Here is a 14,922-nt window from a genome sequence, read left to right on the forward strand (position 1 = left end):
ACGCTCGATCCGTGGCCAAACCAGTTGTGGATCCGACCGTGTCGCTCCAGCTCAGCGTCGACCGCACCAGTCCGGTCCCGCTGTACTTCCAGCTGTCGCAGCAGCTCGAGGCCGCCATCGAACACGGAGTGCTGACCCCGGGAAGCCTGCTCGGCAACGAGATCGAGCTCGCCGCGCGGCTCGGGCTGTCCCGCCCCACGGTCCGCCAGGCCATCCAGTCCCTCGTCGACAAGGGGCTCCTCGTACGGCGCCGTGGCGTCGGCACCCAGGTCGTGCACAGCCAGGTCAAGCGCCCCCTGGAACTCAGCAGCCTCTACGACGACCTGGAGTCGGCCGGCCAGCGCCCCGCGACCCAGGTGGTCGTCAACACCGTCGAACCGGCGTCCCCCGAGGTCGCGGCCGCCCTCGGGGTGACCGAGGGCAGCGAGGTCCACCGTGTCGAACGACTGCGTCTCGCGCACGGTGAGCCGATGGCGTACCTGTGCAACTTCCTGCCTCCCGAGCTGCTGGAACTCGACAACGAGCGCATGGAGGCCACCGGCCTGTACCGGTTGATGCGCGGGGCCGGCATCACCCTCCACAGCGCCCGTCAGTCCGTCGGCGCCCGCGCGGCCAGCGCGGACGAGGGCGAGCGGCTCGACGAGCCGGCCGGGGCCCCCGTGCTCACCATGCAGCGCACCACCTTCGACGACACCGGCCGCGCCGTGGAGTTCGGCTCCCACATCTACCGTGCCTCGCGCTACTCCTTCGAGTTCCAGCTCCTCGTACGCCCCTGACCCGGCGGTCCGTCTTCCGTACGGCCGTCGAGTGTCGTCGAGGCCCGTTCCGCCGCGCGCGGGAGCCGTGATGTGGCGAACGCCAGTGCGTGGCCATCGCCCGCGCCGTCCATTTCGGCGCCAAGGCCCTCGTGCTCGACGAGCCCACCGCCGCACTCGGCGTGAAGCAGTCCGGTGTGGTCCTCAAATATGTGGCCGCCGCACGAGACGCAGGACTGGGTGTCGTGTTCATCACCCACAATCCGCATCACGCGTATCTCGTGGGTGATCGTTTCGTCCTGCTGAAGCGCGGCACCATGTCGGGCAGCTACGCCCGGGACGGGATCACGCCGGACGAGCTGACGCGCCAGATGGCGGGCGGAAGCGAGCTGGACGACCTGCGGCACGAGCTGGAGAACCGTGCCCTGTGAGGGGCGCGGGACCGTGACCCGGACGGCCCCGCGGGCCGGCCGGAACAGGCCACAGGCGACCCACTCGTCACATGTGTCACGGCGCTTCCACGGTGCGGCCCCGGTGCGGCGTAAGGCAGAATCGGCGCGATGAGCACCTACCGCGACCTCGCGCTGCCCCGAGCTCTCGGCTCCGCTCGCGCGGGGGGCACCCCCATCGGCTCCGCGCGGGCCACCGTCCTGCGGACCGTGGGCACACGCGAGCGCCGTTCCCATCTGACGGCCCCCCGCGTCCCCACCGTCGGCATCGACATCGGCGGCACGAAGGTGATGGCGGGTGTGGTGGACGCCGACGGCAACATCCTGGAGAAGGTCCGCGCCGAGACGCCGGACAAGTCCAAGAGCCCCAAGGTCGTCGAGGACACCATCGTCGAGCTGGTGCTGGATCTCTCCGACCGGCACGACGTGCACGCCGTCGGCATCGGCGCGGCCGGCTGGGTCGACGCCGAGCGCAGCCGCATCCTGTTCGCCCCCCACCTGTCCTGGCGCAACGAACCGCTGCGCGACCGCCTCGCCGGGCGGCTCGCGGTGCCGGTCCTGGTCGACAACGACGCCAACGCCGCCGCCTGGGCCGAGTGGCGCTTCGGCGCCGGGCGCGGCGAGGACCACCTCGTGATGATCACGCTCGGCACCGGCATCGGGGGCGCGATCCTGGAGGACGGCCAGGTCAAGCGCGGCAAGTTCGGGGTCGCCGGAGAGTTCGGCCACATGCAGGTCGTGCCCGGCGGCCACCGCTGCCCGTGCGGCAATCGCGGCTGCTGGGAGCAGTACAGCTCCGGCAACGCACTCGTCCGCGAGGCCCGTGAACTCGCCGCGGCCGACTCCCCGGTGGCCTTCGGGATCATCGAGCACGTCAAGGGCAACATCGGGGACATCACCGGCCCGATGATCACCGAGCTGGCACGCGAGGGCGACGCCATGTGCGTCGAACTCCTCCAGGACATCGGTCAGTGGCTCGGCGTCGGCATCGCCAACCTGGCCGCCGCCCTGGACCCCTCCTGCTTCGTCATCGGCGGCGGTGTGAGCGCGGCCGACGACCTGCTGATCGGACCCGCCCGCGACGCCTTCCGCCGGCACCTCACGGGCCGCGGCTACCGTCCCGAGGCACGGATCGCACGCGCCCAGCTGGGGCCCGAGGCCGGCATGGTCGGGGCCGCCGACCTCGCGCGGCTCGTCGCCCGCCGGTTCCGGCGCGCCAAGCGGCGCCGCGTGGAGCGCTACGAGCGGTACGAGCGCTACGCCGAGACCCGCCGTACGACGCAGCAGGAGTCGCGGTGACCGCCTCGCTCCCCCGTCAGGCGACATCCCCGGACGAGCCCCAGCGGCCGCCCGAGGACCCGCGCCACAAGTTCCGCCGCCGCGCGCTGACCCTGCTGATCATCGTGCTGCTCATCGGCGTCCCGGCCGGTTACCTGGTGATCTCCGCCGACCAGAGCCGCAACAGCGGCAAGGTCAAGGAGGAGAAGTACTCGGCGACCGGCCTCACCTCGGGCTGGCCCTCGCGCGTCCAGCGCCGCCTCTACCAGGTGCCCATCCCCGGCAAATCGACCGACGTCGCGTACTACGAGACGAACAACTGGAAGACCAGCCGGCTGTACGTCCAGTTCGGCACCACCCAGGCGGGTCTCGACGCCTTCCTCAAGGGTGTCGGCAAGAGCCGCTCCGCCCTGAAGAAGGACCACATCACCATCAGCGACCGCAATCAGAAGGTCGTCGGGTGGGACTTCACGGGCCCCGGCCCGTGGTGGGGACTCGTGCACAAGCAGAAGGACCCCGCACCCACCCAGGACATCGTCGTGAACGGTTCCCGGACGGACCACCCCATGGTGTACATCGTCTCGCGCACGATTCCGTAGCCCGTCCCGCTCACGATCCCGTACCCCGGTTCTGCGCGATCCGGCCCGGACGGGTCCGACGCCGCCCGCCGCGGTCGTGGGAGCCGATTGTCAGACCCCGCCCGTAGAGTCGAAGACAACTGATTCGACCGACGGGCGGGAGGTGACCGGGCGTATGCGGGACACGGCGGAAGTGGTGACCGCGCGGGTGCCTTCCGCGGGCGCGCCTTCGGCATGGGCACCCTCCGCGTCCACGGCGGATCCCCGGCCGCGGGACCTCACGCGGCCGCCGGCCGACCAGCCGCCCTCCGCGCGGCTCGCCGCCGTCTTCCTGCCCGCGCGGCTGCCCCGCGAAGGACGCGTCGCGTTCTGGGACCCGCGGGGCGAACCCCTGCCCGCCGAGGACGACGGGGACGGCCCGCGGCCGGGGGAGCACCCCGACGGAGCGACGTCGCCCGGCACGCGAACGTCCGCGCGCGAGCACACCGAACTGACGGTCGTACGGCCGCACGGCACGGGCGTCCGCAGGAGCACCGTCCCCGCCCTGATCCTCTCCCTCGGCGAAGCCCTGCCCGTGCTCGCGGGGGCGCGGCGCGACCCCGGAGCCCATCCCGCCACGGTGTGCTGGGGCGCCGCCGCGCTGCACGCGCTGCGCCTCGTCGCCCGCGGCCAGCTGCTGCCGGGACTCACCCCCGACGGCTTCGACGCCTGGCGCGCGGGTCCCCTGAACCCGGACGACATCGCCCACCTGCGGTCCGTCGCCGCGGCCCTCCCGTACGAGGGACACGCCGTCCCCCTGCCCGGCAGGGGACCGGTCCGGCTGCCCGAACCGGAAGCCCTGGTGCGGTCCTTCCTGGACGCGGTCGCCGACACCCTGCCCCGCACCCCCGCCGCGCCCTACACCTGCGGCAGACCCTTCGCGGCCCGCGAGCCGCAGCGGCTCACCGGCGCCCACGACTGGGCCGCCGAGGTCGCCGCCGGCATGGACGCGGGCGTACGGATCTCGCTGCGCCTGGACCTCTCCGCCCACCAGCTCTTCGACGACGGCGAGGGAGCGCGGCGCGCGGGCGCCGCCGTCGTCCAGGTGCACAGCCTCGCCGACCCCACCCTCGTCGTCGACGCGGCCGCCCTGTGGGCCGGGGACGCCGACACGGTGTTCGGACCCCGCGCCCGCGTCGACGCCGCCCTCGCCGTCCGTCGCGCCGCCCGGGTCTGGCCACCCCTCGACCGGCTGTCCGAACAGGACGTGCCCGATGTGCTCGCCCTCTCCGAGGACGAGCTGTCGGACCTGCTCGGGGTCGTGGCGACCCGGCTCGGCGCGGCCGGTGTCGCCGTGCACTGGCCCCGGGACCTGGCGCACGACCTGAGCGCCGCCGCGGTGGTGCGTCCCGCGCCCGGTTCGGCGACCGACGGGACCGGATTCTTCGAGAGCGAGGAACTCCTCCAGTTCCGCTGGCAGTTGGCCCTCGGCGGAGATCCGCTCAGCGAGGCGGAGATGGACGCGCTGGCCGAGGCCCACCGGCCGGTCGTCCGGCTGCGCGACCAGTGGGTCCTGGTCGACCCCGCCCTCGTCCGCAAGGCCCGTAAGCGTGAACTGGGCCTGCTCGACCCGGTGGACGCCCTGTCCGTCGCGCTCACCGGAACCGCGGAGGTCGACGGGGAGACCGTCGAGGCGGTCCCGGTCGGGGCCCTCGCCACTCTGCGCGACCGCCTCACGGCGGGCGTGACCCCCGTCGAGCCCCCGCCCGGCCTGGACGCCCGCCTGCGGGACTACCAACTCCGCGGGCTCGCCTGGCTGGACCTCATGACCTCCCTCGGCCTCGGCGGCTGCCTCGCCGACGACATGGGCCTCGGCAAGACCGTCACACTCATCGCGCTCCACCTGAAGCGGGCCCGCAGCGAACCGACGCTGGTGGTCTGCCCCGCGTCGCTCCTCGGCAACTGGCAGCGGGAGATCACCCGTTTCGCTCCCGGCGTCCCCGTGCGCCGGTTCCACGGCCCCGACCGCACCCTCGACGGGCTCGACGGCGGCTTCGTCCTCACCACGTACGGCACGATGCGTTCGGCCGCCGCCCATCTCGCCGAACAGCGCTGGGGCATGGTCGTCGCGGACGAGGCGCAGCACGTCAAGAACCCGTACTCGGCGACGGCGAAGGCCCTGCGCACGATCCCGGCCCCCGCGCGCGTCGCGCTCACCGGCACACCCGTGGAGAACAACCTCTCCGAACTGTGGGCTCTGCTGGACTGGACGACCCCGGGTCTGCTCGGCCCCCTCAAGTCGTTCCGCGCCCGGCACGCGCGCGCCGTGGAGAACGGCGAGGACGAGGAGGCCGTGGCCCGGCTCGCCCGGCTGATCCGCCCGTTCCTGCTCCGCCGCAAGAAGTCCGACCCCGGCATCGTCCCCGAACTCCCTCCGAAGACGGAGACGGACCACCCGGTCCCGCTCACCCGCGAACAGGCCTCCCTGTACGAGGCGGTGGTCCGCGAATCCCTGCTGGCGATCGAGACCACCGACGGCATCGCCCGCCGGGGACTGGTCCTCAAGCTGCTGACCTCCCTCAAACAGATCTGCGACCACCCGGCCCTGTTCCTGAAGGAGGACGCGCGGGCGGCCGCACAGGGAGCCCCCTCCCGTTCGGGCAAACTGGCCCTGCTCGACGAGCTGTTGGACACCCTGCTCGCCGAGGACGGCTCGGCGATCGTCTTCACGCAGTACGTCGGCATGGCCCGCCTCATCACGGCCCATCTGACCGCCCGCGCCGTCCCGGTCGAACTCCTGCACGGCGGTACGCCGGTCGCCGACCGCGAACACATGGTGGACCGCTTCCAGAGCGGGGAGACCCCCGTCCTGGTGCTGTCGCTCAAGGCCGCCGGCACCGGTCTGAACCTCACCCGCGCCGGCCATGTCGTCCACTTCGACCGCTGGTGGAACCCCGCCGTCGAGGAGCAGGCCACCGACCGCGCCTACCGCATCGGCCAGACCCAGCCCGTCCAGGTGCACCGGCTCATCACCGAGGGCACGGTCGAGGACCGGATCGCCGAGATGCTCGAAGCGAAGCGGGCCCTCGCCGAAGCGATCCTCGGCTCCGGCGAGGCGTCCCTGACGGAGCTCACCGACCGCGAGCTGTCGGACCTCGTCTCGCTCCGGAGGCCGTCATGAGCGGGACCGAGGCGGAGGAGCCCCGCGTGCCCGGGACCGAGGCCGGAGAACCGGCCGAGGGCGCCGGACCGGGTCTGCCCCGTCCCGTCACCGGAGACCGCCCCGCCGACGAGGCCCGCCGGGCATTGCGCGCCGCACGGCTGGCCGCGGCGGCCGACGATCGTGCGGGTGCGGGTGCGGGTGCCGGGGCTGATGCCGGTGTTGACCGTGAGGCGGCGGCGGGCACGGGGTCCGTGTCGTCCACGCCCGCCGATCTGCCGGTGCCGTCTGCGCCGTCCGCGCCACCCGTGACGTCGACGGCGGCCCCCGAGGCTCCCGCGGCCCAGGCGTCCGGGGTGCCCCTGAGGCCGTCCGCTCCGGGGGCGAGGCCGGGCGACGTGGCGCGCGAGGCTCTGCGGAGGGCGGCGGCGAGCGACGCGCCGCCTCCGGCGTCCGAGGATGCCGCCGAGGCCGGCCCGGGGAAGAGCCCCGACGGGACACCGACAGGGCATCCGGCGTCCGGGGAGCCCGCCACGACCGGTCGTTCCGGTGAGCGGCCCCAGGAAGGCGCCCGCCCCGGTGACATCGCGCGCGAGGCGCTGCGTGCCGCACGGGACGAGGCGAGGCGGCTTCGGTCCGAGGGGACGGACGGCAGCGGGGAGGGGAGCACCGACGGCAAGGGAGCCGGCCCGAGGCGCCGGCCGGACAGGACATCCGGCGCCGGTGCACGGGGGCGACACCATCGCGTGCACTCCGTCTCCAGGGAACGGGCGTCCCAGGAGCGTGACCTTCGCGATCTGCTCGCGAACGCCTTCCGGCTGCCCCCGGACGTCACCGCCGACACCGGCGAGCAGCCGTCGGACCCCGCACGGCCCGGACACCCGTCCCACCCCGCCGACGGCACCGGCGAGGCGACGCGCGACCGGAACCCCGGCCGGATCGAGCACCCCGTACACCCGGGTGACGCCGTGCGTCCCGAGCACCTCACGGACGCCGTGCACGGCGCGAACCCCGCGCCCGAGAGTGAGGCGCGGGCGGCCACCGAGCCCGTCACCGCCGGGTCTTCCGGCATCGAGCCCTTCCTCGCCGAAGCCCCCACCCCCGAGCCCTTCACCGAGCCCTTCACCGAGTCCTTCGCGTCGTCGAGCACCGGGGCGCGAGACCCGGAGCAGGCCGTCCCCGCCGAGCGGCGCCCTCGGTCCATGGCATCCCCGGGCCGTGACGGTGAGATGCGCCGGACCTTCCCCGCCTTCGCCGCGCGGGCCCGGGAGGAGGGCGGCCGGTTCGCGGAGACATGGTGGGGCAACGCGTGGGTCACGGCGTTGGAGGAAGGGGCGCTCGACGCGGCACGGCTGGCGCGCGGGCGGACGTACGCCGGGCATGGCCACGTCGACGCCGTCACCGTCACACCGGGTCTGGTGCTCGCCTATGTGCACGGGAGCCGGCCGCGGCCGTACCGCGTCCAGGTCAGGGTGCGGACACTGACCGACGGCGACTGGGACCGTTTCCTCGACGCCGCCGCCGAGCGGCCCGGACACATCGCGGCGCTGCTCGACAAGGAGATGCCCAAGTCGCTCGCGGACTGCGGTGTCGAACTGCTGCCCGGCCCCGGCGAGCTCGAACCGCACTGCAGCTGCCCGGACTTCGGCCATCCCTGCAAGCACGCGGCCGCACTCTGCTACCAGACGGCGCGGCTGCTGGACCAGGACCCGTTCGTCCTGTTCCTGTTGCGCGGCCGCGGCGAGCGCGAGCTGCTCGACGCGCTGTCCCGGCGCAACGCCACCCGTGCGGCCCGCGCGGCCCAGGACCGGGAACCGGCACAGCCGGCCGGCGTACGCGCCCGTGACGCCCTCGCACGGCGCGTGCTGCCGCCCCTGCCCGCTCCGCTGCCTCCGCCCGCGCATCCCGAGCAGCCGCCGGCCTACCCGGGTGTACCGGGCGGCCCGGACGCCTTCGCGCTGGACCAGCTGGCCACGGACGCGGCCGCTCGCGCGTACGCGCTGCTGGCCTCGGGCCGCGATCCGGTCGCGGAACTGACGCTCTGGCAGGACGCGGTGCGCATCGCGGCGGCCCGCCCCGGGTCGGGGCTCACGGCCGCCACCCGCGCCCTCTACTCCTCACTCGCCTCCGCGACCGGCCGTACGCCGGTCGATCTGGCACGGGCGGTCGCCGCCTGGCGCCAGGGCGGGTTCGAGGCGCTCGCCGTGCTCGAGGAACCCTGGGACCCCCCGGCGGGCCGGTTCGACCGGGCCCGGCCGCTGCTGATGGCCGCCGACTTCCCGGCCTTCCGCCCCTGGCGCAACCACCTCACCCACCCGCGCGGCCACGCCCAGCTCCGCCTCGGCCGCAACGGCCTGTGGTACGCCTACGAGTCCGAGCCGGGCCATGACGACTGGTGGCCCCGCGGCACCCCGGACCTCGACCCGGTCGGCGCCCTGACGGGCCTCGGCGCACCGGGCGAGCTCTGACCGCACGAGACTCCCCGGACCGGCGGTCGGCCCGGACACCGGCCCGCAGTGGCCCCGGCACGGCCGCCGGGCCCCGGACACCGCCACGGGCACAGGTGCGCCCCGAGTCGTTTCCGTGCGCGCCGAGCCGGTCCTGGACGGTCCGTTCCCAGCCGTTGTCAGCCGTTTGCCAGCAGTCCCCGGCTGTTCTTTTCCGAAGCCGATTCGTTCCTTCGTGATCCGGTTCGGTCCGGTCCAGCCCCTTTCCGGCTTCTTTCCGGTCCGGCGGGCCCATCGACGGAGGTCCTGCCATGGTGTGTGCACATGTGGCGGCCTGGTGGGGGCACCGTGGACGAGCGGCCCCCATTTCCGTCCGAACGGGCCCGGAAGCTAGCGTGGGGCGGTGAGTGAGACGAAGACCCCTGCCCTCCAGTACCGCCTCGACGGCCCGGAAGACGCTCCGGTCCTCATACTCGGACCCTCGCTCGGCACCACCTGGCACATGTGGGACAGGCAGGTCCCGGAGCTCGCGAAGAGCTGGCGGATCTTCCGGTTCGACCTGCCGGGACACGGCGGAGCGCCCGCGTATCCGGCCGGATCGGTGGCCGAGCTCGCCGGGCGGCTGCTGGCCACGCTCGACCGGCTCGGCATCCAGCATTTCGGGTACGCGGGCTGCGCGTTCGGCGGGGCCATCGGGCTCGAACTGGCGCTGCGCCGCCCCGAGCGCGTGGCCTCCCTCGCGCTGATCGCGGCCTCGCCCCGTTTCGGTACGGCCGACGAGTTCCGTCAGCGTGGGGTGGTCGTGAGGTCGAACGGCCTGGACCCGATCGCCCGCACCGCGCCCGAACGCTGGTTCACCAGCGGTTTCGCGGCGGCCCAGCCCGCGATCACCGAGTGGGCCGTGCAGATGGTGCGTACCACCGACCCCGGCTGCTACATCGCGGCCTGTGAGGCGCTCGCCGCCTTCGACGTGCGGGGCGAACTGGGCATGGTGGGTGTTCCCACCCTCGTCCTGGCCGGCTCCGACGACCAGGTCACCGGCCCGGCGGAGGCGCGCACGCTGGTCGCCGGAATACCGGACGCCCGCCTGGCGGTCGTCCCCGGTGCCTCGCACCTGGTTCCCGTGGAGCAGCCCGCCGCCGTCACGGATCTGCTCGTACGGCACTTCTCCAGCGCCTGGCTGCCCGCCTTCGAGTCGTCCACCGGGCAGATGGCGGTCCCGGCCGCGCCGGCGTACCCCGTGCAGGCGGCCCCGCCACCGGTCGGGCCCTTCGCCGAGATCGCCCCGGCCCCCGTCGAGCCCGAGCCCATGGGGTGGCAGGATCCCTACGACGTCGGGATCAAGGTCCGCCGCGAGGTGCTGGGGGACGCGCACGTGGACGGGGCGCTGGCCTCGGCGGACGAGTTCTCCGGGGACTTCCAGGAGTTCGTCACCCGGTACGCGTGGGGCGAGATCTGGGACCGGCCCGGACTCGACCGGCGTTCGCGCAGCTGCGTGACGCTGACCGCCCTGGTCGCGGGCGGCCATCTCGACGAGCTGGCCGTCCACACCCGCGCCGCCCTGCGCAACGGTCTCACCCCGGTGGAGATCAAGGAGGTGCTGCTCCAGGCGGCCGTCTACTGCGGTGTGCCGGCGGCGAACAGCGCCTTCCGGGTGGCCCAGAAGATCATCCATGAGGAGACGACCCCCCAGGAGTGAGCCGGCGGAGTCGTCCACAGGGCTGAGCCCCCGAGCTTGTGCGGGGGCAGGATGGACTCATGAAGCTCACGAAGAAGTCGCACGCCTGCGTCCGTCTCGAGAAGGACGGGCGGACGCTCGTCATCGATCCCGGGGGTTTCAGCGAGGAGGACGCCGCTCTGGGCGCGGACGTCCTCCTCGTCACGCACGAGCACCCCGACCACTTCGACGAGGAGCGGCTCCGCGCGGCCATGGAGGCCGACCCGGCGGCCGAGATCTGGACGCTGCGGTCGGTGGCGGAGAAGGTCTCCGCCGCCTTCCCCGGCCGGGTGCACACCGTCGGTCACGGCGACACCTTCACCGCCGCCGGTTTCGACGTCCAGGTGCACGGCGAACTGCACGCCGTGATCCACCCGGACATCCCGCGCATCACCAACGTCGGCTATCTCGTCGACGGCGGCCGCGTCTTCCACCCCGGGGACGCCCTGACCGTCCCCGACCGGCCGGTCGAGACGCTGATGCTCCCCGTGATGGCCCCGTGGAACAAGATCTCCGAGGTCATCGAGTACGTCCGCGAGGTCAAGCCGCAGCGCGCGTACGACATCCACGACGCCCTGCTCACGGACCTGGCCCGACCGATCTACGACCGCCAGATCGGCGCCCTCGGCGGCTCCGAGCATCTGCGGCTCACGCCGGGAGCGTCCGCGGAGGTCTGATCCGGCAGCGCCCGAACCGGGCAGCGCCCGAACCCGTGCCGCTTCGTGCCGCTCCCCGCTGTCCCGGTGGTGAACGGACGGCACGGAGTGTCTTCGGCGGACCCGTTGTCGTACCCGCCCGGTAGGTTGTGAGGCATGCGCATCGCCACCTGGAACGTGAACTCGATCACCGCCCGTCTCCCGAGGCTGCTGGCCTGGCTGGAGAGCAGCGGCACGGACGTGCTGTGCCTCCAGGAGGCCAAGGTCGCCGCCGAGCAGTTCCCGGCCGAACAGCTGCGTGAGCTGGGATACGAGGCGGCCGTGCACGCCACGGGACGGTGGAACGGCGTGGCGGTGATCTCCCGAGTCGGCCTGGAGGACGTGGTCAGGGGCCTGCCCGGCGGTCCCGTGTACGAGGGCGTGGAGGAACCCCGGGCCGTCTCCGCGACCTGCGGCCCGGTCCGCGTCTGGTCGGTGTACGTACCGAACGGCCGCGAGGTGGACCACGCTCACTACGCGTACAAGCTCCAGTGGTTCGAGGCACTGGGAGCGGCGGTGGCGGGCGACGCGGCGGGCGGCCGCCCGTTCGCGGTGCTGGGCGACTACAACGTGGCGCCCACGGACGACGACGTCTACGACGTGGCCGCGTTCGAGGGCCTGACCCATGTCACCCCGGCCGAGCGTGCCGCACTGGCCGCCCTGCGCGAGGAGGGCCTGACGGACGTGGTCCCGCGCCCCCTCAAGTACGAACACCCGTACACGTACTGGGACTACCGCCAGCTCTGCTTCCCGAAGAACCGCGGCATGCGCATCGACCTCGTCTACGGCAACGAGGCGTTCTCGACGGCGGTCAAGGACGCCTACGTCGACCGCGAGGAGCGCAAGGGCAAGGGCGCCTCGGACCACGCGCCGGTCGTGGTGGACCTGGACGTCTAGGGGAGCGTCCCGGCGGGGCGACGGCCGGGCGGCGGGCACAGGCATCCAGGCTCGCCATTGCGGGCATCCTTCTCCATGGACGACTCGGGAAACCGCTGGAGACCCGAGGCGTGTTCCTCAGGGCGTCATGATTTGCCTGATTCCGTGATGAAATGCCGCGAGCTACATTTTGTTCACATACCGGGAACACGGAGCTTCGACGATCGCACCCCACGGAGAGGCCGGTCATGAACATCCCCTTCTTGGACAAGCTGCTCAAACGGCAGCCGGTGCGGCGGGACCGTCCCCTCGCCAGGGCTTTCGAGGACGACCCGGTGGGTGTGGCCGAGCTGTTCTCGGAGTGCGAACTGCTCCGTTCCCAGGCCGCGGCCGTCGGCCTCGAACTCGACGACACGCCGGACTCGTTGGTGGCCCTGGACCAGCTTCTGCCGCTGTGGCGCGACGACCCCGAGGCGCTGCCCTGGCTCGGGAACGACGCCGGCCTCTATCTCGGCACCGTCGTGGTGCGCACGGTGCCGGGCGCCTCCTGGCACGTCTGGCCCGGCGGCAGTCCGGCCGTCCGGCTCCCCTCGGGCCGTGAGATCCCGGTCGTCGAGGCCGGCCTCGACTGGGCCGTACAGGGCGTTCCCGAGCTGTCCCAGATGTACGCCGAGGCCACGGAAGCCTGACCCGAGGGCCCGGCGGAGCGTTCCGGTGACCGCCCGCGGTGTCGTGATCCGTTCTTCATCCGGCCTCGAACTGCCCGTCGGAAAGGCCCTCAACTTCCTCATGACGCGAAGGAATCCGCACCCGAGCCCGCCAACCCGTCGGTAGGTGCGCGAGCCCGTGCGCCTCTCCGCCGGAGGCAAGGCGGCCCGGCCGTGCGGCGATCACGTGCCGTCCGGGGGAGACGCGCCGGGCGCCACCGTGCGGGAGTTGCCGCCGATGCCCGCACCGGCGGCGATCCCGCCGGTGCGGGCACGCGGCAGAGGACCGCGCTCCGCGCCCGCGAGGACTTCCTCGGGCCCGGGAGGCTGATCGCGGCGATCCTCGACTACGATTTGCCGTTCATCCCCGTGGTGACGGCGAGCCCGCCGATCCGCATCGGGATGTGTGTGCCGCTCTCCTGGTCCGCCCCACGGGCGTACGGGCGGGAGCGGCGCAGTCCCGAGACCGAGGCCGTGGACGTGGCTCCGGCCGAACCAGGGACGCTGCTGCCGGGTGGGGTACCCCCCACAGCCCCGACACGGTAGGGGAGCAGCAGCTCACAGGGCCAGGCCCGGCCGGCGCCAGCCGGAGATCACTGCTCGCGCAGGGGTACCGACACGAAGGACGGGTCGTGCTCCGGCGAGGAGAAGGTCAGCTGCGCGCCGGACGGGTTGTGCTCGATGTACAGCGGGTCGACCGTGTCGACGACCACGGCGAGACGATGTCCGGCCGGGACGTCGTAGGCCGTCGAGAACAGGTCCAGGTCCACGCCGAACGGCTCGCCGGGCGTCCGCCCGTGGAAGGTGTACGGCGCGTTGCTGACCAGCTTGCCGATGCCGAGCGGGCCCACGTCGTAGAGATAGGCGATGAACGTGCCGCTCTCCTTGGTGCCGGTGACCGTGGTGTGGAGTTTGACGGTGCCTCGCACGCGCTGGATGCCCGTGGACTTCCCCGACTGCCACACCGCGGTCCAGTAGCGGGGCAGCAGCGGGATCGAGGCCATCGGCGGGATCCGGGTGAGCTGGTCGAGGATGCTGGACAGGAAGATGACCCCTCCGTCCGCGCCCGAGTCGACGTTCGTGTGGATCCTGGTGGTGCCCTCCAGGGCGATCTTCCGCGAGGCCGCGCCCACCGACTTCCAGTCCGGGTAGCCCTCGTAGCCGCCCGTGGAACGGGACTTGAGCTGCACCGGCTGTTCGCGGTCGATGCCGTTGTCCTTGCCCGCCAGATAGTGGTCGAACCAGCGGCCGGTGTCGGTCCACACGTCGTTGGGAAGCCCGAACAGGCCGGTCATCTCGGCGGTGGCGTGGTCGCCGGGGCGGAACTCCAGCCGCTTGGGCCCGGCCAGTTGCTCGTAGAACTTGGCGTACTGGTTGGCCGAGAAGATCGTGTCGCCCCAGGTGTTGGCCATGAAGACGGCGGGGCCGTTCTTGTCGAGCTGGGCGGCGTACGTCTCGGGGGAACGTTTCTTCCCCCAGTCGATCAGGTCCTGCTCCTTCGACAGATTCGAGGCGAAGAAGTCCTTGAACACCTGCTGGGTCTCGGCGCTGGGGTGGCCCGTGATGTGCCCGACGCCGTCCAGCAGCGCGGCCGCCTGGACGTGTTCGGTGCGGCCGGAGTAGATCGACGTGGTCAGATCGGCCCAGCCGCTCAGGGCGGCGACCGCCTTGATGCGCTTGTCGTGCGCGGCGGCCAGCAGGCTGATCCCGGCGCCGTACGAGACGCCCGCCACGCCCACCTTCCTCGCGTCGGCCGGCGTGTTGGCGAGAGCCCAGTCGATCACCTTGGACACGTCGGCGGTGTCACGGGGGCCGGCGACGTCGATCTCGCCGCCCGACTGCCAGAAGCCGCGGACGTTGTAACTGACGACCACATAGCCGGAGTTCGCCAGCTTCTGGGCCTGTGCGAGGTACTCGACCTGCGGCAGGCCCCAGCTCGTGGGCAGCACGATGAGCGGATAGGTGCGGGTGCCGTCCGCTCCCGCGGGGGTGACGACGTTGGCCTTGAGGGTGGTACCGCCGTCGCCGGAGATGTCGACGAAGCGGACACCGCCCGAGCTGTCGGCGGCCTGGGCGGCGGGTGCCAGGCCCAGGCCCGCGGCGGCGATCAGCGTCGCCGAGACGGCGCCGACGGCGGAAATGCGCAGGGGGTTGCGACCGTTTCCCAACGGGTCACTCCTCACTTGGTCAGTGCAAGGTGACCCGACGGTAACCGCGACGGCTTACTCGAAGTAACCCGTCGGTAAGTTACGTGCGAGTAACGATTGTTGAAGTGTTCATT

The 14,922-nt window shown here is 72.7% G+C and carries 10 protein-coding genes and 2 pseudogenes; 11 read left to right on the forward strand and 1 reads right to left on the reverse strand.

Going from position 1 to position 14,922, the window contains the following annotated elements; all coding sequences use genetic code 11:
- Positions 1 to 38: 38 nt before the first annotated feature.
- The 11 genes and pseudogenes from OG485_RS33695 to OG485_RS33745 all read left to right on the forward strand — a co-directional run.
- Complete coding sequence (locus tag OG485_RS33695) at positions 39 to 776, forward strand: GntR family transcriptional regulator (protein WP_328674756.1); 738 nt, start codon at positions 39 to 41, stop codon at positions 774 to 776.
- Positions 777 to 850: 74 nt separating this feature from the next.
- Positions 851 to 1,186: pseudogene (locus tag OG485_RS33700) on the forward strand (ATP-binding cassette domain-containing protein); the annotation flags it as partial.
- A 129-nt stretch (positions 1,187 to 1,315) separates the two neighbouring features.
- Positions 1,316 to 2,503 (forward strand): ROK family glucokinase, encoded by a 1,188-nt coding sequence (locus OG485_RS33705; protein WP_328446601.1) that lies wholly within the window; start codon positions 1,316 to 1,318, stop codon positions 2,501 to 2,503.
- A complete protein-coding gene (locus OG485_RS33710; protein WP_328672354.1) occupies positions 2,500 to 3,081 on the forward strand; it encodes a sugar kinase in 582 nt (193 codons plus the stop codon). Before OG485_RS33705 ends, OG485_RS33710 begins: the two co-directional genes overlap by 4 nt.
- A 154-nt stretch (positions 3,082 to 3,235) precedes the next feature.
- Positions 3,236 to 6,220 carry a DEAD/DEAH box helicase gene (locus OG485_RS33715; RefSeq protein ID WP_328672355.1) on the forward strand — a complete coding sequence of 995 codons (2,985 nt, stop codon included), beginning with the start codon at positions 3,236 to 3,238 and terminating at the stop codon, positions 6,218 to 6,220.
- Positions 6,217 to 8,667 carry an SWIM zinc finger family protein gene (locus tag OG485_RS33720; RefSeq protein WP_328672356.1) on the forward strand — a complete coding sequence of 817 codons (2,451 nt, stop codon included), beginning with the start codon at positions 6,217 to 6,219 and terminating at the stop codon, positions 8,665 to 8,667. The genes OG485_RS33715 and OG485_RS33720 overlap by 4 nt, the downstream gene beginning before the upstream one ends.
- Before the next feature lie 382 nt (positions 8,668 to 9,049).
- Complete coding sequence (gene pcaDC, locus OG485_RS33725; protein ID WP_328672357.1) at positions 9,050 to 10,345, forward strand: bifunctional 3-oxoadipate enol-lactonase/4-carboxymuconolactone decarboxylase PcaDC; 1,296 nt, start codon at positions 9,050 to 9,052, stop codon at positions 10,343 to 10,345.
- 59 nt (positions 10,346 to 10,404) lie between these two features.
- Positions 10,405 to 11,040 carry an MBL fold metallo-hydrolase gene (locus OG485_RS33730; RefSeq protein WP_328672358.1) on the forward strand — a complete coding sequence of 212 codons (636 nt, stop codon included), beginning with the start codon at positions 10,405 to 10,407 and terminating at the stop codon, positions 11,038 to 11,040.
- 135 nt (positions 11,041 to 11,175) lie between these two features.
- The gene (locus OG485_RS33735) at positions 11,176 to 11,955 is read left to right on the forward strand and encodes an exodeoxyribonuclease III (protein ID WP_328672359.1); all 780 of its coding nucleotides are present in this window, start codon (positions 11,176 to 11,178) and stop codon (positions 11,953 to 11,955) included.
- 227 nt (positions 11,956 to 12,182) lie between these two features.
- Positions 12,183 to 12,623, forward strand: coding sequence for a DUF6278 family protein (locus OG485_RS33740; protein ID WP_328446587.1), 441 nt, complete (start codon positions 12,183 to 12,185; stop codon positions 12,621 to 12,623).
- A 321-nt stretch (positions 12,624 to 12,944) separates the two neighbouring features.
- Positions 12,945 to 13,187: pseudogene (locus OG485_RS33745) on the forward strand (amino acid ABC transporter permease); the annotation flags it as partial.
- Positions 13,188 to 13,234: 47 nt separating this feature from the next.
- Here the strand turns inward: OG485_RS33745 and OG485_RS33750 are convergent.
- Positions 13,235 to 14,809 carry an alpha/beta fold hydrolase gene (locus tag OG485_RS33750; RefSeq protein ID WP_328672360.1) on the reverse strand — a complete coding sequence of 525 codons (1,575 nt, stop codon included), beginning with the start codon at positions 14,807 to 14,809 and terminating at the stop codon, positions 13,235 to 13,237.
- Between the last annotated feature and the right edge of the window lie 113 nt (positions 14,810 to 14,922).

The organism is Streptomyces sp. NBC_00328 (assembly GCF_036139655.1).
GTDB lineage: Bacteria > Actinomycetota > Actinomycetes > Streptomycetales > Streptomycetaceae > Streptomyces.